Here is a 17,744-nt window from a genome sequence, read left to right as displayed (position 1 = left end):
ATTAATTTATGTCGTACATATATTAACCGTATCATTTCTTTTCAGGAAATAATAAAGCATCCCGTAACAGGTGATCATTTCCCCGGCGACGAGTAAAACCAATCCTGTCAAAATACTCCAGAATCTGAATGGCCAGTTTTCGCCCAACATTGAGTCGATCACGGAAATCAGCCGCACAGGTTGATCCTTTTTCCCGATCCAGGTCGCGGATCATATTGGCAAAAGAGACAATTCGATCATTACGGTAATAACGATCTTTCACGATTGCCGTGATCATCCCCTGCTGCGCAGCTTGTCGTAATACCTGGCGCATGATTTGTTCATCACTTCCGGTTTCCCGCGCCAGATCCCGCACCCACCAGGGTTCATCGCCAAACAGCGATTCGGTTTTGTGCCAGATGACCTGTTGCTCGTCGCTGAACCCGGCTTTGTGATCGGGGAGATGCAACCACCCATGATGGCTATGAATAACGCCGCTTTCCCGCATACGTTCGATCAGCAACAGTACCAGCGCTTCGTCTTCCATTGGCAGCGCCATGCGTCGCAGCCGCTCGCGTCCAGGTCCCGGTTCGTCACGATGCTGCTCATGGTAGGTCGCCAGCGTATCGAGGATTTTACGCTGCCAGCGGGCGGCGACAGGGGCGTTTAACAGGCTGTATCCGGCCTGAATAAAATCAGGCTGATCAATAAGTTGACGCATACCCTCGCCATTGAGTTGGCGGGCCCACGCAAAATCGGGCAAATTGACGGCGCCACGCTCCAGATGAATCGCCAGCGCGGCGCTGTCATCCTGCGCATTTTCCAACGCCGACAGCCACTGTAAATAGTCGGGCTTACGTTTACCGCGGCGCGGCGGATTGAGCATCACAACACGCGCCCCCGCCAACGTGGCGCGCGCGGAGATATCACGCAATACCAGACGATCGTTATCAGCAAGCCAGAGCGGAGTATCAAAAACCAGTTCGGCCAGCGAACCTTCCAGCAGGGAGACGCGCCCGGTCACATGGCTGGCGGCATGGTGGATATGCAGCGGCTGCCACTGCGTGAGCGGCGCCTGTTGTTCTAAAGAGACAATGACGCGGGTGAATGCCTCCGGCGGCGCATCGGAGAGCAACCAGTCGCCACGGTTAAGCTGATCTTTTTCCGCGTCGCCAGCGATATTTAACGCGATACGCTGCCCCGCATGGGCGTACTCAGTCGGCTGATTTTGCGCATGCAGGCTACGTACACGCATCGGTTTATTCACGCCAGTGAGCCACAACGTGTCGCCGACATTGACTTCACCACTGAGCGCTGTCCCGGTCACCACCAGTCCCGCCCCTTTCACCGTAAAGGCGCGATCGAGGGCCAGACGGAAACTCTGATTACTTGCATGGGCACACGTCGATAATTGCTGCAGATGTTCACGCAACGTGTCAATGCCGCGCCCTTCACTGGCGGCGGTCACAAACAGCGAGGCCCCGGAAAAACCATAGTGGGCCAGCGTCGTCTGAATCTCTTCACGCACCTCTTCAATTCGCGTTTCATCCACGCGGTCAGCTTTGGTGAGCGCGACGGTGAGTTGCGGATTCCCCGTCAGTTTTAGGATCTGCAGATGTTCGCGCGTTTGCGCCATCACACCATCGTCGCAGGCCACCACCAGCAGTGCGTGGTCAATACCGCCTACCCCCGCCAGCATGTTAGACAAAAATTTCTCGTGGCCTGGAACGTCAATAAACCCAAGCACGCGGCCATCAGCCTGCGGCCAGTAGGCATACCCCAGGTCGATGGTCATGCCGCGCTTTTTCTCTTCAGGCAGACGATCGGCATTCACGCCCGTAATCGCCTGTAATAACGTTGTTTTACCGTGGTCAACGTGTCCGGCAGTGGCAATAATCATTTCAACATCAACTCCATAAACCGGGTTTCATCTTCAAGACAGCGCAAATCCAGCCATAAGCGGCCATCGTAAATGCGGCCAATGATTGGCGTAGGTAGCGCACGCCAGCGCGCCGCCAGCGCGTCGAGATGGCTTCCCCGCCCATCATGCGGGGTAAATGTCAGTGCCGCGCTGGGCAACCGATCAATTGGCAGTGAGCCGCTGCCAATCTGCGACAGACAGGGCATGACATTAACGGCAAACAGCCCTTCATAATGCGCGGCAAGCAACGCCTGTAACCGCTGTGCCTGTGCCTGAATCGCCGCTTCGCTGCGGGTTAACAGCCGCAGCGTCGGTAATTTCTCTGCTAATGCTTCCGGGTGCAGGTACAGGCGCAGCGTCGCTTCCAGCGCCGCGAGGGTCATTTTATCCGCCCGCAGCGCACGTTTCAGCGGGTGACGTTGCAAACGGGCAATCATCTCTTTCTTACCGACAATAATCCCGGCCTGTGGTCCGCCCAGCAGTTTGTCGCCAGAAAAACTCACCAGGCTGACGCCAGCCGCAATCAATTGCTGCGGCATCGGCTCTTTTGGCAAACCATACTGACTCAGATCCACCAGTGAACCACTACCCAGATCCGTCACCACTGGAATATCCCGCTCCATCCCGATGGTCGCTAGTTCAGCTTCATCCACCGAGTGAGTAAATCCTTCGATGCTGTAGTTGCTGGTATGCACTTTCATCAACAGGCCGGTGTTCTCGTTCACCGCCTGGCGATAATCCTCTGCATGCGTCCGGTTGGTCGTCCCCACCTCATGCAGCGTACACCCGGCCTGACGCATGACATCCGGAATGCGGAACGCGCCGCCAATTTCGACCAGTTCACCGCGGGAAACGACCACCTCTTTGCCGCTGGCCATTGCCGCCAGCATCAGCAGCACCGCCGCCGCGTTGTTATTGACGATACAGGCGTCTTCCGCACCGGTGATGCGGCACAACAGGTCAGCTAACGCCCGATCGCGATGCCCGCGGCCGGCATCATCCAGGTCATACTCCAGCGTGACCGGAGAGCGCATCGTATCAGCGACGGCGTCAATCGCCTCTTGCGCTTGTATCGCACGCCCGAGATTGGTGTGCAGCACCGTTCCTGTCAGGTTGAACACCGGGCGTAACGCACTTTGCGACTCTTTTTCCAGCCGGGCTTTCGCCTCTTGCGCCCAGTTTTCACTCCATACCGGCAATGCCTGCGCGTCCCGTATCATCTCTCTGGCTTCATCAAGCATCTGGCGAAGCAGTTCCACCAGTTGGGTATGCCCATGAATGTCACGCAAAGAATGAAAGGCGCTATCACGCAATAAGCGATCAATAGCGGGAAGCTGACTGTAAAGCGAACGCGTTTCGGTTGTCATGAAAAAGCCTGGCTGTTGGTGGCCCTCTCCGGTGCGGAGAGGGAGGTAGACATAGGGGGGGATTGTACCGTGAGTTTATTCAGGCGGACATAATACGCGTCAAGCCTTTGGCGGTTCTGTGCGCGCGAAGCTTTCGCGACTAAAGAGTGTTTCGACCAGTTTGACTAACTGCGGCCTGTCCACACACCAGCCTGGCGCTACGCGGCGGAAGTTGAGGTAGCCCACCGCACAGGCAATCGCGATAGTGGCCAGGTTCACCGTATCGGTGGTGATCGTCCCCTTCGCAAGATAGCCTTCCAGCGCATCCAGACTGCGGTTGATCTTCTCCCGCTGGCGCAGCAGTTCTGTTTCTGATTGCTGTGCTGCGGGTCGCGCCTGTTCACGAACAGAAACCAGCCCAGCGTCCATGATGCCGTCCGCCAGCGCTTCAATCTGTCGAACTTTCAGTGACGCCATCGGTTCACGCGGCAGCATGGCCGGAGCGATATCCAGCAATTCGATATATTCAGCAATGATGGGCGAATCGAACCAGAACTCCCCATCATCAGTCACCAGCGCGGGGACTTTGCCCAGCGGGTTATAATCCGCCACGCTATTTTCTGCGTTGTAAGGGAGTTCATTAACAAATTCGAAGGTGATGCCCTTTTCCAGCAACAGAATGGAAATTTTGCGTACAAATGGGCTGGTGTAGCTGCCGATGAGTTTCATGTTCAGTCCTTTTTGCCAACAAAAATATCAGTATGGCTCAGGATTGAGCAAAAGGCAGGTAATGCTTATCGCACTCCTGCCTTTCATTTCATTAGTGATCCAAATAGAGATAGTGCATCCAGCTGGTCATGCGCAGCAATACCTTACGCATGACGGACACATGGGCGAAATGGTCAGAGTAAACAGCCACCTGCGCATAGATACCATCGGGTAATGCTTCTACCTCAGCGTTCGGATCCAAATCAATCAGCGCGAGGACGCCATCCGTTCCCGGTACCACCGTCAGCGACTGTAATACGCCCTGGGCCTGATAAGAACCACCGGGGACCACTGGCAAAACGCTGTTCAGTTTGCCGTGAAAAACTTGCCCTGGCAGCGCATTGAACACCACTTCCGCATCATCACCCGCTTCAAGACGTAGTAATGAATTTTGGCGGAATTGCGCAACGATTTGCCGTTTTTGCTCAGGAATAAACACCATCACTGGGCGTAACGGTAGCGCGGCCGCATAGGTACCAGGACGGATAAGCACCTGGGTGACATAACCGTTGCTGGGCGCGCGAATGACTGTTTGTTCAAGGTTATACCTGGCTTCCGCCAGTTGTGCTCTCAGGCTGACGATCTGCGACTGCTCGCCGTTGACCATACTGTCTAACTGACTCTGAATTTGCGCTTGTTCTGCAACGGAGCCTTTTACCATGGCATCCTGCGCCAGATAGTTTTGCCGGGCATTGTCGATGTCGCTTTCAGAGAAAGGATTCACCTTCGCCTGGCTGCCCTTCAGGTAACGTTGATAATCTTTGAACAGCCGATCGCGTTCGGCGGATACCCGCGTGGTATTCGCCTGCGCTTCAGCGAGTTGCGCTTTTAACGTCTGTATATTATGCGTTTCCGTCACCAGGTCAGCCTGCAGGCGATCGACTCGCGCCTGATAACGAACAGGGTCGAGTTTAAACAACACCTCACCCTTTTTAATCAACTGATTATTTTTATCCGTCACTTCGCTAACAATGCCGGTGACCTGCGGCGTAATCGGGATGGAAATAACCGCTTTCTGTGCCGTAAAGGTGTAGGGGTGGTTGTAGTTCATTAAGAGAATGAGCCCACTCACCAAAAATACACCGCCTAATGCTGCCGTTGCCAACGTCCATTGATTGACCGGGATCCTGAAAATCTTAAATACCGCCCACGCCAACGCCACGTAGGTCAACACAATCAGCAGATCCATGATTAGCGCTCCACAGAGGAATCATCGTCGGGGGTTTGTGCCCGGGCCAGTTTTTGTTCTAGCTGTGTAATACGCTCTGACAGCGCGGCAATGTCGGGGTCAGGCTCCTGCCCTGGCGGCCTGGCGTGTGATTGCATGCCCCAGCCTCGTTCTGGCTGATAGAGCGTTGCCCAAATCCACAGAAACGGCCAGATAACATGCAGCGTAAATAAGCTTACCCAGCCTGCCGTATGAATGGCGTCGGCATGAGGGTGATTGCGCTTTTTCGCAATCAAGTAGGGGATATCGTGAATCGCGATGATTCCATAAAACAGAACCAGGAAAACGAAGATCAGCACTCCTAACGCGAAATAATTTAGAAACATACCTGCCTCGCGTTCACGTTTAATAAGAGTTTTAAATTGCAGGCAGCCGATGACTGTCATGGCTGGTGTTTTGAACATAATTCGAAATTGCCATTTTCGCCATAGCACGAAATGCTAAATTTTCAGGGTGAGAGGTTGCTCAATTTCAGGGGCGTTAAAGTGAAGGGTAGAACCCCTGAAGGATCACGTCCATGCGTCGCCGCGGCGAAAATATCTTGTGACTAACATCACAAAAATTCAACAAACCACCAAAGAATAAAGGTGACAACCATCACATTTAATTGCCATTTTTTGCCGCTTCGGTCGTTTTGTTGTTTTTTTACACAGCCCTATCGTGATCAACATCACATCAAATACCGCTCTACCCCCTATATTTATGTGACAAAAATCACACAACAGGTCGTCGACTGGACAGTTGAACGATTCAGTGCCAGATTTCGCAGTATCTACAGGGTCCGGCTACCTCTGCCGCCACATTAACAATAATCCTCGGGCTTCCGGCCTGCGCGACAGCAACATAAGAAGGGGTGTTTTTATGTCATCCGATATTAAGATCAAAGTGCAAAGCTTTGGTCGATTCCTCAGCAACATGGTGATGCCAAATATCGGCGCGTTTATCGCGTGGGGTATTATCACCGCATTATTCATTCCAACAGGGTGGTTGCCGAACGAAACGCTGGCGAAGCTTGTTGGACCGATGATCACCTACCTGTTGCCGTTACTGATAGGTTATACCGGCGGCCGTCTGGTCGGTGGCGATCGCGGTGGTGTGGTGGGCGCAATCACCACGATGGGGGTTATCGTTGGTGCGGATATGCCAATGTTCCTCGGCGCGATGATCGCAGGTCCGCTGGGTGGCTGGGCAATCAAACATTTCGATAGCTGGGTAGACGGTAAGATCAAGTCCGGTTTTGAGATGCTGGTGAATAACTTCTCCGCTGGCATCATCGGTATGATCCTCGCCATTCTGGCGTTCCTCGGCATTGGTCCGCTGGTTGAAGCACTGTCCAAAATTCTGGCTGCTGGCGTTAACTTCATGGTTGTCCATGACATGCTGCCGCTGGCCTCTATCTTCGTTGAACCGGCGAAAATCCTGTTCCTCAACAACGCCATCAACCACGGTATCTTCTCACCTCTGGGCATTCAACAGTCCCATGAGATGGGCAAATCCATCTTCTTCCTGATTGAAGCGAACCCAGGTCCGGGGATGGGCGTTCTACTGGCATACATGTTCTTCGGTCGCGGCAGCGCTAAGCAGTCAGCTGGCGGTGCGGCAATCATCCACTTCCTGGGTGGTATTCACGAAATTTACTTCCCGTACGTGCTGATGAACCCACGTCTGATCCTCGCCGTTATCCTTGGCGGTATGACGGGTGTGTTCACACTGACCATTCTCAACGGCGGTCTGGTTTCTCCGGCCTCTCCGGGTTCCATTCTGGCGGTACTGGCGATGACGCCAAAAGGCGCCTACTTCGCGAACATCGCAGCAATCTGTGCGGCGATGGCGGTCTCCTTCGTTGTCTCTGCCATTCTGCTGAAAACCAGCAAAGTGAAAGAGGAAGAGGACGATATCGACGCGGCAACCCGCCGTATGCACGACATGAAAGCTGAGTCTAAAGGTGCATCTGCGCTGACCGCAGGTGATGTCACCAACGACCTGAGCCACGTGCGTAAAATCATCGTTGCCTGCGATGCCGGTATGGGCTCCAGCGCCATGGGCGCCGGTGTACTGCGTAAAAAAGTGCAGGATGCAGGGTTGAGCCACATCTCTGTCACCAACAGCGCAATCAACAGCCTGCCGCCAGATGTGGATCTGGTGATTACCCACCGCGATCTGACCGAGCGTGCGATGCGCCAGGTGCCTCAGGCACAGCATATTTCGCTGACTAATTTCCTGGACAGCGGCCTGTACTCCAGCCTGACCGAGCGTCTGGTTGCAGCACAGCGCCACAACGTCAACGAAGAGAAAGTTCGCGATCATCTGAAAGACAGCTTTGACGAAGGCGACAACAACCTGTTCAAGCTGAGTGCGGAAAACATCTTCCTGGGTCGCAAAGCGGCGACGAAAGAAGAAGCGATTCTCTTTGCCGGTGAGCAACTGGTGAAAGGCGGCTATGTAGAGCCGGAATACGTTGATGCGATGCTGGAACGCGAGAAGCTGACCCCGACCTATCTGGGCGAGTCTATCGCAGTTCCACACGGCACTGTTGAAGCCAAAGACCGCGTGCTGAAAACGGGAGTGGTGTTCTGCCAGTACCCGGAAGGCGTTCGCTTTGGCGAAGAAGAAGACGACATTGCCCGTCTGGTGATTGGTATCGCCGCACGCAACAACGAGCACATCCAGGTCATTACCAGCCTGACCAACGCACTGGATGATGAATCCGTGATCGAACGTCTGGCGCACACCACCAGCGTGGATGAGGTTCTGGAACTGCTGGCAGGTCGTAAGTAAGTCGCGTAGCCCGATGACGCTAACGCCAATCGGGCCTACGCCCTACTCTCTCCCGTAACGGGAGAGGGTTTGGGTGAGGGGGAACGTTTCGCAGTCCCTCACCCCAGCCCTCTCGGGTAAAAACATTAATGAAGGTTAACACTATGAAAGCATTACATTTTGGCGCAGGTAATATCGGTCGTGGCTTTATCGGCAAACTGCTGGCCGACGCGGGGATACAACTGACTTTCGCGGATGTAAATCAGGTGGTGCTCGACGCCCTGAATGCCCGTCATAGCTATCAGGTTCATGTTGTGGGTGAAAATGAGCAGGTCGAAACCGTTTCTAACGTGAATGCCGTAAGCAGCATTGGTGACGAGGTCATTGATCTGATCGCGCACGTCGATATTGTGACCACTGCGGTTGGGCCGGTGGTGCTGGAGCGTATTGCACCGGCGGTCGCCAAAGGTCTGGTGAAACGCAAAGCGCAGGGCATCGAAACCCCGCTGAATATCATCGCCTGCGAAAACATGGTGCGTGGCACCAGCCAACTGAAAGGCCATGTGATGAATGCGCTGCCAGAGGAAGATAAAGCCTGGGTTGAGCAGCATGTGGGCTTTGTGGATTCCGCTGTAGACCGTATTGTTCCGCCTTCGGCTTCGGCCACCAACGATCCGCTGGAAGTGACCGTAGAAACCTTCAGCGAATGGATTGTCGACAAGACCCAGTTCAAAGGCGAACTGCCGAACATCCCAGGTATGGAATTAACTGATAACCTGATGGCATTTGTCGAACGTAAACTCTTCACGCTGAACACCGGGCATGCTATAACCGCGTACCTCGGAAAATTGGCAGGTCATCAGACCATCCGTGACGCGATTCTCGATGAGAAAATCCGTGCGGTGGTAAAAGGCGCGATGGAAGAGAGCGGCGCGGTGCTGATCAAACGCTACGGCTTTGATGCGGATAAACACGCAGCATACATTCAGAAAATCCTCGGTCGCTTTGAAAACCCGTATCTGAAAGATGACGTTGAGCGTGTGGGACGTCAGCCGCTGCGTAAACTGAGCGCGGGCGATCGTCTGATCAAACCGCTGCTCGGAACGCTGGAATATGCGCTGGGGCACGCCAATCTGGTCAAAGGGATTGCCGGCGCGATGCACTATCGCAGCGATGAAGACCCACAGGCTCAGGAACTGGCTGCACTGATTGAAGAGAAAGGCCCGCAGGCGGCGCTGGCACAGGTTTCCGGACTGGATGCGAATAGCGATGTCGTTGCCGAGGCGGTTAGCGCGTATAACGCAAAGTAATTATGATGCCGTACCAGGCGCAGGGCATCCTGCGCCTGAATAATAGATTGTCAGATATGCAGCCAATAATGGAACAAACCCAGGCCTTTGAAAACCGTGTGCTTGAACGTCTGAATGCTGGCAAAACCGTACGGAGTTTCCTGATCACCGCCGTGGATCTACTCACCGAGGCGGTGAATATTCTGGTACTCCAGGTATTCCGCAAAGACGATTACGCGGTGAAATATGCTGTAGAACCGTTGCTCGACGGCGACGGACCGCTGGGCGATCTTTCTGTGCGTCTGAAGCTCATCTATGGCTTAGGTGTACTCAGCCGTCCGGAATATGAAGATGCTGAGCTATTGATGGCGCTGCGTGAAGAGCTGAATCACGACGGCAGTGAGTACGCATTTACGGACGACGAAATCCTCGGGCCATTTGGCGAGCTACACTGCGTGATGGCGCTTCCGCCGCCGCCGCATTTCGACACCACTGACCCCAGTTTGTATGCCATGCAAATTCAGCGCTACCAACAAGCAGTGCGCTCAACCATGGTGCTTTCTCTGACCGAGCTGATTTCCAAAATCAGCTTAAAAAAAGCATTTCAGAAATAGCCCGGCGCAGACCTACTGATTTTCGTCCTGCTTTGGCCTGTATATCTGCCGATAATATTCCAGCCGCTGCAGATACATCTCCACATTCGCTTGCGGTATCTCAGTAGGGACAACATTACGCGGCGGCGTTTTATTCAGATATTCCCGGAAAGCCTGACTTGAAGCCATGAAATCTACAGTCTTATCAATAAGAACTGATGCATTCTCACCGATTTTTCCCATGATAAACCCTCCATGAATTCTCCACGTTTCAAAGACGCGGTTGCCTATTGCAGTTTAGGATCAGATGAATAATGAGATTGAGGAAAACGTGCTTAATCGTAAACCGATTAATTAATCTTCACATCCTCCCCTTTTAATCTAAAAATCTTATTTAATCAGTCCACTACAAAAAATAATTAGCATCGTAATACTTACCATGTTTCATTATTTTTATCCCATTAGTTGTGAATAATACCGCTCTGCGGGCATACTATAAGATATTCATCCTATTTCCATCAGAAGCTATCCCATGAAAGAAATTGAAAAAAACGAAATTAAACGCCTCAGCGATCGCCTGGATGCCATCCGCCACCAGCAGGCCGATCTCTCCCTGGTCGAGGGCGCCGAGAAGTACGCCGAACTGGAACAAGAAAAAACAACCCTGGAAGCTGAAATTGCGCGTCTGCGCGACGTTCACAGCCAAAAGCTGAGTAAAGAAGCACAGAAATTGATGAACCTGCCATTTCGTCGTGCGATTACCAAAAAAGAACAAGCTGACATGGGCAAACTGAAGAAAAGCGTCCGTGGTCTGGTGGTCGTACACCCGATGACAGCGTTAGGTCGCGAAATGGACCTGCAAGAGATGACCGGTTTCGCGAAGACCGAATTCTGATCTTCAGCCGGGTAGCAGCCATGCTTACCCGGCCCCTCCGATTGGCCCTACCAATTCCCGCCCAATCCGCTCAGTGGTTCACACTTCCCCAAAATTTCATTACACTAACGTTGCCAATAAATAACATTCAGTTAACCATTCATTGTCATTATCCCTACACAACAATATTGGCAGGACCACTTTTACACAGAATGTGACTTAGAGATGAGCACAGACTCATTGCATTGTGTGCGTGGCCCTCAGGAGACCTGCAATGAATCTCTGGCAACAAAACTACGATCCGGCTGGGAATATCTGGCTTTCCAGTCTGGTAGCATCGCTCCCCATTCTGTTCTTTTTCTTCGCGCTGATTAAGCTCAAGCTGAAAGGCTATGTTGCCGCCTCGTGGACGGTGGTTATTGCGCTAACCGTGGCGCTGCTGTTCTACAAAATGCCTGTCGATCATGCGCTGGCCTCTGTGGTATACGGCTTCTTCTACGGCCTGTGGCCGATAGCCTGGATAATTATTGCCGCAGTATTCGTCTATAAAATCTCCGTGAAAACAGGCCAGTTCGACATCATCCGATCATCGATATTGTCGATCTCCCCTGACCAGCGCTTGCAGATGCTGATTGTCGGGTTCTGCTTCGGCGCATTCCTTGAGGGGGCGGCAGGTTTTGGCGCTCCGGTAGCGATTACCGCCGCGCTGCTTGTCGGCCTGGGTTTTAATCCGCTGTACGCAGCGGGACTGTGCCTGATAGTGAACACCGCGCCTGTGGCGTTTGGCGCAATGGGTATCCCTATTCTGGTTGCCGGTCAGGTCACCGGGCTGGACAGCTTTGAAATAGGCCAGATGGTGGGCCGTCAACTGCCGTTCCTGACGATTATCGTTCTGTTCTGGATCATGGCGATTATGGACGGCTGGCGCGGCGTGAAGGAAACCTGGCCAGCAGTCATGGTGGCTGGCGGTTCGTTTGCCATCGCCCAGTATCTGAGCTCTAACTTTATTGGACCGGAGCTGCCTGACATCATCTCGTCACTGGTTTCTCTGGTGTGTCTGACCCTGTTCCTGAAACGCTGGCAGCCGGTACGCATCTTCCGCTTTGGCGATATGGGCGCGTCACAGGTTGATCAGACCCTGGCCCGTACAAACTACACCGCGGGGCAAGTGGTTCGCGCCTGGTCACCGTTCCTGTTCCTGACGGCGACCGTGACTCTCTGGAGTATCCCACCGTTTAAGGCGCTGTTTGCGCCGGGTGGCGCAATGTACCACTGGGTGGTTAACATTCCGGTTCCATATCTCGACAAACTGGTCGCCCGTATGCCGCCGGTGGTCCACGAAGCCACCGCCTACGCTGCGGTCTACAAGTTCGACTGGTTCTCGGCCACCGGTACCGCCATTCTGTTTGCCGCATTGCTGTCAGTCGTCTGGCTGAAAATGAAGCCGTCTGCCGCCATCCAGACTTTCGGCAGTACCCTGAAAGATCTGGCGCTGCCGATTTACTCCATCGGGATGGTGCTGGCGTTCGCCTTTATCTCTAACTATTCCGGTCTTTCCTCGACGCTGGCATTGGCACTGGCACACACGGGCAGCGCTTTTACCTTCTTCTCACCGTTCCTTGGTTGGCTGGGGGTATTCCTGACCGGATCAGATACCTCTTCGAACGCGTTGTTTGCCGCTCTACAGGCGACTGCCGCTCAGCAAATCGGCGTCTCTGATGTGCTGATGGTGGCCGCCAATACCACCGGTGGCGTTACCGGCAAGATGATTTCGCCGCAGTCCATCGCCATCGCCTGTGCGGCGGTCGGGCTGGTCGGCAAAGAGTCAGACCTGTTCCGTTTTACCGTTAAACACAGCCTGATTTTCACCTGTATGGTGGGCGTGATCACCACGCTTCAGGCCTATGTCCTGACCTGGATGATTCCATGATTGTGATGCCCAGACGCCTGTCGGACGAGGTTGCTTCTCGTGTGCGGGCGCTGATTGAAGAACAACAGCTGGAAGCAGGCATGAAATTGCCCGCTGAGCGCCAGCTGGCCGTACAGCTTGGCGTGTCGCGCAATTCATTGCGCGAGGCGCTGGCAAAACTGGTGAGCGAGGGCGTGCTGCTGAGCCGTCGCGGCGGTGGGACATTTGTCCGCTGGCAGCATGAATCCTGGTCTGAACAAAATATCGTTCAGCCACTGAAGACCCTGATGGCAGACGACCCGGATTACAGTTTTGATATCCTGGAAGCCCGCCACGCTATCGAGGCCAGTACCGCCTGGCACGCCGCGATGCGCGCCACTGAGATCGATAAAGAAAAAATTAAGCTCTGCTTTGAAGCCACGCTGAGTGAAGACCCGGATATCGCCTCACAGGCGGATGTTCGCTTTCATCTCGCCATTGCCGAAGCCTCACACAACGTGGTGCTGCTGCAGACCATGCGAGGTTTCTTCGATGTACTGCACTCTTCGGTGAAACAGAGCCGCCAGCGTATGTATCTGGTTCCGCCAGTGTTTGCTCGTCTGACAGAGCAGCATCAGGCCATTCTCGACGCCATTGTGGCAGGCGACGCGGAAGGCGCTCGTCAGGCGATGATGGCCCACTTAGGTTTTGTCCACACCACGATTAAACGATTTGATGAAGACCAGGCCCGCCAGGCGCGAATCACCCGCCTGCCCGGAGACCATAATGATATTTCCAGGGAGAACAAAGCATGATTATTTCAGCAGCCAGCGATTATCGCGCCGCAGCCCAGCGCATTCTGCCCCCCTTCTTGTTCCACTATATTGACGGCGGCGCCTACGCGGAACACACCCTGCGCCGCAACGTGGAAGATTTGTCTGAGGTGGCACTTCGCCAGCGAGTCCTGAAAAACATGTCTGACTTAAGCCTGGAAACCACACTGTTTAATGAAAAGCTGTCGATGCCGGTTGCCTTAGCCCCGGTTGGGTTGTGTGGTATGTACGCCCGTCGCGGCGAAGTGCAGGCCGCCGCCGCCGCTGATGCCCACGGCATTCCGTTTACGCTTTCCACCGTTTCCGTCTGCCCGATTGAAGAAGTGGCGCCGACCATCAAACGTCCGATGTGGTTTCAGCTTTACGTGCTGCGCGACCGTGGCTTTATGCGCAACGCGCTGGAACGCGCGAAGGCAGCAGGCTGCTCAACCCTCGTCTTTACCGTCGATATGCCAACGCCGGGGGCACGCTACCGTGACGCTCACTCAGGCATGAGCGGCCCGAATGCCGCACTGCGCCGCTACTGGCAGGCAGTAACCCATCCGCAATGGGCGTGGGACGTCGGCCTGAACGGTCGCCCTCACGATTTAGGTAACATTTCCACCTATCTGGGCAAACCGACCGGGCTGGAAGATTACATTGGCTGGCTGGCGAACAACTTCGATCCCTCTATCTCCTGGAAAGACCTCGAGTGGATCCGTGAGTTCTGGGACGGCCCGATGGTGATCAAAGGGATCCTCGATCCTGAAGATGCCCGCGACGCGGTGCGCTTCGGTGCCGATGGTATCGTGGTGTCTAACCACGGCGGTCGTCAGCTCGATGGCGTGCTCTCCTCCGCGCGCGCCCTGCCCGCCATTGCCGATGCCGTTAAAGGCGATATCGCTATTCTGGCCGACAGCGGTATCCGTAACGGGCTGGACGTCGTACGTATGGTCGCTCTGGGGGCTGATACCGTGCTGCTGGGACGTGCTTACCTTTACGCGCTGGCGACGGCAGGACAAGCGGGCGTGGCCAATTTACTGAATCTGATCGAAAAAGAGATGAAAGTGGCAATGACGCTGACCGGCGCGAAAACGATTAGCGAAATCAGCCGCGATTCTCTGGTGCAGGAGCTCGGAAAAAGCCTGCCTGCCGCGCTGACGTCACTGACCCGTGGTGACGCCGCGTAACTCAATCCCCTCTTAACATCCTCTGTTTCCGAATGGCCGGTCTGATTTTCAGTCCGGCCATTTTTAATTCAAAAATAACGATTGGTTAACATTTACACCAAATTAATTTGACAATTTTTTGTGCGATCGCAAATGTATATACAAGCAAATACAAGAGCAATTCACACATATCCAACATCACAACGGGCGAGGGTTACATGGTGTATTCCGGCAAAGTGAATATCCAGCAGGCGATAGATGACACTCCTTTTTCGCGCTTTCACTGGGTGATTATCGTATTGGGATTTCTGGTTCTGGCCATCGACGGATTCGATACGGCGGCGATGGGCTATATTGCGCCCACGCTCTCTGCCGACTGGGGGATTCAGAAGCAGGATCTCGGGCCGGTATTAAGCGCTGCGCTGTTGGGGTTGTCGCTCGGGGCGCTGGTTGCCGGGCCAATATCAGATCGCATGGGGCGTAAGCGCGTGCTGGTCTTTTCCTGTCTGTTTTTTGGCCTTGCCAGTCTGGGCACCGCGTATGCGCAATCGCTGAATATGCTGACGCTCTGGCGGTTCCTCACCGGGCTCGGACTGGGTGCCGCAATGCCTAACGCCATTACGTTAGTGTCAGAATTTGCGCCAAAGCGTTGCCGTTCGATGACGATTAACGCTATGTACTGCGGTTTTCCTCTCGGCGCGGCGGGCGGCGGGGCAATCTCTTCCTGGCTTATCCCCAACTACGGCTGGCACAGCGTGCTGCTGGCGGGTGCGATCGCCCCGCTGGTCTTAACCGTATTACTGGTGCTATTCCTGCCGGAGTCGGTCAAATACCTGGTACATCGTGGTAAAGACATCGCGCAAATCAGACGTGTCGCCCAGCGTTTCATCACGGGCAATCTTGAGCAGGTCACCCAGTTTTATCTGGATGAAGAACGCACTGCAGACAAAAAGGGCAGCGTGGCGCAACTGTTCAGCATGCCCTGGTTACCCGGTACGCTGATGCTCTGGACGACCTACTTTATGGGGCTGGTTATCTACTACGTGTTACTGAGCTGGATGCCGACGCTGATGCTGGGAATGGGTTACCCTCTCGCGGAATCGGCGTGGCTCACCTCGCTGTTCACCTTCGGCGGTACGGCAGGGATCCTGTTGGCAGGCTGGATGATGGACCGCTGGGAAGCGCACAAAGTGGTCACCACCGGTTTTATCCTGACCATGCTGTTCGCCCTTGCGCTCGGGTTTGAAAACAACCACATCATCCTGTTTGGCGCGCTGATCTTCCTGATGGGGATCACCATGAATGGCGCGCAATCCGGTCTGCAGACACTGGCAGCAACGTTCTATCCTACCCACTGCCGCGCAACGGGTATCGCATGGATGCAGGGGGTCGGACGCTTTGGCGGCGTGGCTGGGACCATGACCAGCGCTCAGTTACTCTCTCTGCAATGGCAGGCCGACAGTATTCTGATGTTTCTCAGCCTGCCGGCGCTCGTGGCCGCCGCCGCCACGCTTTATAAGTTGCAACGCTACAAGCTACAACGCCTGACCGTCGCATAATACTCGTGATTTCTGCTATTCTGCCCCCCGCACTCAAGGGGGCAGTATGCTAAACATCGTTCTATTCGAACCAGAAATCCCGCCAAATACGGGCAACATCATTCGTCTTTGCGCCAATACCGGCTTTCGTCTGCACATTATTGAACCGATGGGGTTCACCTGGGACGACAAGCGCTTGCGCCGCGCAGGTCTGGATTATCATGAGTTCGCCGCGGTAAAACGCCACCACGATTACGACGCTTTTGTGGCAGCGGAAAATCCACAGCGCCTGTTTGCACTGACCACTAAAGGCACACCGGCGCACAGCGCAGCCAGCTATCAGGATGGCGATTATTTGATGTTTGGCCCGGAAACACGAGGTCTGCCAGCCAGCATTCTTGATACCCTACCCGCTGAACAAAAAATTCGCATTCCAATGATGCCGGACAGCCGCAGTATGAACCTGTCAAATGCCGTGTCGGTGGTGGTGTATGAAGCGTGGAGACAGTTGGGGTATCCAGGGGCGGTATTGCGTAGTTGATTTTTGTCGGATGGCGGCTGACGCCTTATCCGACCTGTGAACGCATTTGCCATTTATTTTTCGGGCGTTATCGGCGCAGTCAGATTGGACACGGACTGCGCGCAGCCACCGGAGCGTACACGCAGTACGTGAGGATGGCGAGCACAGCCCGGGTTCAGGATGACAAGTAAGATAGCCCGAAAATCAGATACCGTCGCCGAACTCAAACGTATGGTGTATCCCATTGAAATGCTGATCCATATCCATGGACGGCTTATCACTGTCAGGTTTACCGACAATACGTGCCGGAACGCCCGCGGCGGTGGTGTGCGGCGGAACAGGCTGCAATACGACGGAACCTGCGCCAATCTTGGCGCCGCGCCCGACTTCAATATTGCCGAGGATTTTCGCCCCTGCGCCAATCATCACGCCTTCACGAATTTTCGGGTGGCGGTCGCCGCCCGATTTACCGGTACCGCCCAGCGTAACGGATTGCAGGATGGAAACATCGTTTTCAATGACTGCCGTTTCACCCACCACAATCCCGGTGGCGTGATCGAGCATAATCCCACGGCCAATTTTTGCCGCCGGATGAATATCGACCTGGAAGCTCACTGAAACCTGATTTTGTAGGAAAATCGCCAGCGCTCGCCGACCTTCATTCCACAGCCAGTGGCCAATACGGTACGCCTGCAGGGCATGAAAACCCTTCAGGTACAAAAGCGGGGTTGAGTATTTATCGACCGCCGGGTCGCGAGTGCGCACCGCCTGAATATCGCAGGCCGCCGAGGCGATCATTTCCGGGTCTGCCGCGTAGGCTTCTTCCACCACTTCACGTATGGCTATCGCGGGCATGATGGGCGAAGCCAGTTTATTCGCCAGCATATAACTGAGCGCACTGCCCAGATTCTCATGCTTGAGTAGCGTGGCGTGGTAAAAACTGGCCAGCATCGGCTCACAGTCCGCAAGTTGACGGGCTTCGGCTTTAATATTGTTCCAGACGATATCCAGTTCTTCACACGGCATTGCGGACTCCAGGTATTGAGGCTAACGACCGGCCCG

At 54.4% G+C, this 17,744-nt stretch carries 16 protein-coding genes; 9 read left to right on the top strand and 7 right to left on the bottom strand.

Annotated elements, in window-relative coordinates; all coding sequences use genetic code 11:
- Window positions 1-31: 31 nt before the first annotated feature.
- From selB to JM656_RS00575, 5 genes are all read right to left on the bottom strand, one after another.
- Window positions 32-1,879 carry a selenocysteine-specific translation elongation factor gene (gene selB, locus JM656_RS00595; protein ID WP_203359602.1) on the bottom strand — a complete coding sequence of 616 codons (1,848 nt, stop codon included), beginning with the start codon at window positions 1,877-1,879 and terminating at the stop codon, window positions 32-34.
- On the bottom strand, window positions 1,876-3,267 hold the full coding sequence (selA, locus tag JM656_RS00590) for an L-seryl-tRNA(Sec) selenium transferase (RefSeq protein ID WP_203359601.1): 1,392 nt from the start codon (window positions 3,265-3,267) through the stop codon (window positions 1,876-1,878). Before selA ends, selB begins: the two co-directional genes overlap by 4 nt.
- A 99-nt stretch (window positions 3,268-3,366) precedes the next feature.
- Complete coding sequence (locus tag JM656_RS00585) at window positions 3,367-3,975, bottom strand: glutathione S-transferase (RefSeq protein ID WP_203359600.1); 609 nt, start codon at window positions 3,973-3,975, stop codon at window positions 3,367-3,369.
- A gap of 91 nt (window positions 3,976-4,066) precedes the next feature.
- The gene (locus JM656_RS00580) at window positions 4,067-5,203 is read right to left on the bottom strand and encodes an HlyD family secretion protein (RefSeq protein ID WP_203359599.1); all 1,137 of its coding nucleotides are present in this window, start codon (window positions 5,201-5,203) and stop codon (window positions 4,067-4,069) included.
- 2 nt (window positions 5,204-5,205) lie between these two features.
- Window positions 5,206-5,568: a DUF3302 domain-containing protein gene (locus JM656_RS00575; protein ID WP_203361187.1), complete on the bottom strand. Its 363-nt coding sequence runs from the start codon at window positions 5,566-5,568 to the stop codon at window positions 5,206-5,208.
- Between the two features lie 535 nt (window positions 5,569-6,103).
- On the opposite strand from JM656_RS00575, the gene mtlA reads away from it, so the two are divergent.
- From mtlA to mtlR, 3 genes are all read left to right on the top strand, one after another.
- Window positions 6,104-8,020 carry a PTS mannitol transporter subunit IICBA gene (gene mtlA, locus JM656_RS00570; protein WP_203359598.1) on the top strand — a complete coding sequence of 639 codons (1,917 nt, stop codon included), beginning with the start codon at window positions 6,104-6,106 and terminating at the stop codon, window positions 8,018-8,020.
- Between the two features lie 143 nt (window positions 8,021-8,163).
- Window positions 8,164-9,309 carry a mannitol-1-phosphate 5-dehydrogenase gene (gene mtlD / locus JM656_RS00565; protein WP_203359597.1) on the top strand — a complete coding sequence of 382 codons (1,146 nt, stop codon included), beginning with the start codon at window positions 8,164-8,166 and terminating at the stop codon, window positions 9,307-9,309.
- 5 nt (window positions 9,310-9,314) lie between these two features.
- Entirely contained in the window at window positions 9,315-9,902 is a 588-nt protein-coding gene (gene mtlR / locus JM656_RS00560) for a mannitol operon repressor MtlR (RefSeq protein WP_203361186.1), read from the top strand.
- A gap of 12 nt (window positions 9,903-9,914) precedes the next feature.
- Here the strand turns inward: mtlR and JM656_RS00555 are convergent, their stop codons facing one another.
- Window positions 9,915-10,124, bottom strand: a complete 210-nt coding sequence (locus tag JM656_RS00555) for a hypothetical protein (protein ID WP_192614120.1) — start codon at window positions 10,122-10,124, stop codon at window positions 9,915-9,917.
- A 289-nt stretch (window positions 10,125-10,413) separates the two neighbouring features.
- Between JM656_RS00555 and JM656_RS00550 the strand changes: the two genes are divergently transcribed.
- The 6 genes from JM656_RS00550 to trmL all read left to right on the top strand — a co-directional run bounded on the left by JM656_RS00550 (window position 10,414) and on the right by trmL (window position 16,703).
- The gene (locus JM656_RS00550) at window positions 10,414-10,776 is read left to right on the top strand and encodes a YibL family ribosome-associated protein (protein WP_203359596.1); all 363 of its coding nucleotides are present in this window, start codon (window positions 10,414-10,416) and stop codon (window positions 10,774-10,776) included.
- A 253-nt stretch (window positions 10,777-11,029) separates the two neighbouring features.
- Window positions 11,030-12,685: an L-lactate permease gene (gene lldP, locus JM656_RS00545; protein ID WP_203359595.1), complete on the top strand. Its 1,656-nt coding sequence runs from the start codon at window positions 11,030-11,032 to the stop codon at window positions 12,683-12,685.
- The gene (lldR, locus tag JM656_RS00540) at window positions 12,682-13,458 is read left to right on the top strand and encodes a transcriptional regulator LldR (protein WP_192614117.1); all 777 of its coding nucleotides are present in this window, start codon (window positions 12,682-12,684) and stop codon (window positions 13,456-13,458) included. The genes lldP and lldR overlap by 4 nt, the downstream gene beginning before the upstream one ends.
- On the top strand, window positions 13,455-14,645 hold the full coding sequence (gene lldD, locus JM656_RS00535) for an FMN-dependent L-lactate dehydrogenase LldD (RefSeq protein ID WP_203359594.1): 1,191 nt from the start codon (window positions 13,455-13,457) through the stop codon (window positions 14,643-14,645). The genes lldR and lldD overlap by 4 nt, the downstream gene beginning before the upstream one ends.
- Window positions 14,646-14,842: 197 nt before the next feature.
- A complete protein-coding gene (locus tag JM656_RS00530; RefSeq protein ID WP_203359593.1) occupies window positions 14,843-16,183 on the top strand; it encodes an aromatic acid/H+ symport family MFS transporter in 1,341 nt (446 codons plus the stop codon).
- Window positions 16,184-16,229: 46 nt separating this feature from the next.
- Window positions 16,230-16,703, top strand: a complete 474-nt coding sequence (trmL, locus tag JM656_RS00525; RefSeq protein ID WP_203359592.1) for a tRNA (uridine(34)/cytosine(34)/5-carboxymethylaminomethyluridine(34)-2'-O)-methyltransferase TrmL — start codon at window positions 16,230-16,232, stop codon at window positions 16,701-16,703.
- A gap of 183 nt (window positions 16,704-16,886) precedes the next feature.
- On the opposite strand, the gene cysE is transcribed toward trmL, so the two are convergent.
- Complete coding sequence (gene cysE, locus JM656_RS00520) at window positions 16,887-17,708, bottom strand: serine O-acetyltransferase (protein WP_192614113.1); 822 nt, start codon at window positions 17,706-17,708, stop codon at window positions 16,887-16,889.
- Window positions 17,709-17,744 lie beyond the last annotated feature (36 nt).

The sequence above is a fragment of the Citrobacter sp. R56 genome (assembly GCF_016811995.1).
Taxonomy (GTDB): domain Bacteria; phylum Pseudomonadota; class Gammaproteobacteria; order Enterobacterales; family Enterobacteriaceae; genus Citrobacter_D; species Citrobacter_D enshiensis.
This window is presented reverse-complemented; position numbering and strand designations above follow the sequence as displayed.

What these genes read in the sequence shown, in the direction of transcription:
- JM656_RS00555 (WP_192614120.1), bottom strand. Translation starts at nt 10,124, where the DNA reads ATGGGAAAAATCGGTGAGAATGCATCAGTTCTTATTGATAAGACTGTA.
- lldR (WP_192614117.1), top strand. Translation starts at nt 12,682, where the DNA reads ATGATTGTGATGCCCAGACGCCTGTCGGACGAGGTTGCTTCTCGTGTG.
- trmL (WP_203359592.1), top strand. Translation starts at nt 16,230, where the DNA reads ATGCTAAACATCGTTCTATTCGAACCAGAAATCCCGCCAAATACGGGC.
- JM656_RS00580 (WP_203359599.1), bottom strand. Translation starts at nt 5,203, where the DNA reads ATGGATCTGCTGATTGTGTTGACCTACGTGGCGTTGGCGTGGGCGGTA.
- mtlR (WP_203361186.1), top strand. Translation starts at nt 9,315, where the DNA reads ATGCCGTACCAGGCGCAGGGCATCCTGCGCCTGAATAATAGATTGTCA.
- cysE (WP_192614113.1), bottom strand. Translation starts at nt 17,708, where the DNA reads ATGCCGTGTGAAGAACTGGATATCGTCTGGAACAATATTAAAGCCGAA.
- JM656_RS00585 (WP_203359600.1), bottom strand. Translation starts at nt 3,975, where the DNA reads ATGAAACTCATCGGCAGCTACACCAGCCCATTTGTACGCAAAATTTCC.
- JM656_RS00550 (WP_203359596.1), top strand. Translation starts at nt 10,414, where the DNA reads ATGAAAGAAATTGAAAAAAACGAAATTAAACGCCTCAGCGATCGCCTG.
- mtlA (WP_203359598.1), top strand. Translation starts at nt 6,104, where the DNA reads ATGTCATCCGATATTAAGATCAAAGTGCAAAGCTTTGGTCGATTCCTC.
- selB (WP_203359602.1), bottom strand. Translation starts at nt 1,879, where the DNA reads ATGATTATTGCCACTGCCGGACACGTTGACCACGGTAAAACAACGTTA.
- JM656_RS00530 (WP_203359593.1), top strand. Translation starts at nt 14,843, where the DNA reads ATGGTGTATTCCGGCAAAGTGAATATCCAGCAGGCGATAGATGACACT.
- lldP (WP_203359595.1), top strand. Translation starts at nt 11,030, where the DNA reads ATGAATCTCTGGCAACAAAACTACGATCCGGCTGGGAATATCTGGCTT.
- lldD (WP_203359594.1), top strand. Translation starts at nt 13,455, where the DNA reads ATGATTATTTCAGCAGCCAGCGATTATCGCGCCGCAGCCCAGCGCATT.
- selA (WP_203359601.1), bottom strand. Translation starts at nt 3,267, where the DNA reads ATGACAACCGAAACGCGTTCGCTTTACAGTCAGCTTCCCGCTATTGAT.
- JM656_RS00575 (WP_203361187.1), bottom strand. Translation starts at nt 5,568, where the DNA reads ATGTTTCTAAATTATTTCGCGTTAGGAGTGCTGATCTTCGTTTTCCTG.
- mtlD (WP_203359597.1), top strand. Translation starts at nt 8,164, where the DNA reads ATGAAAGCATTACATTTTGGCGCAGGTAATATCGGTCGTGGCTTTATC.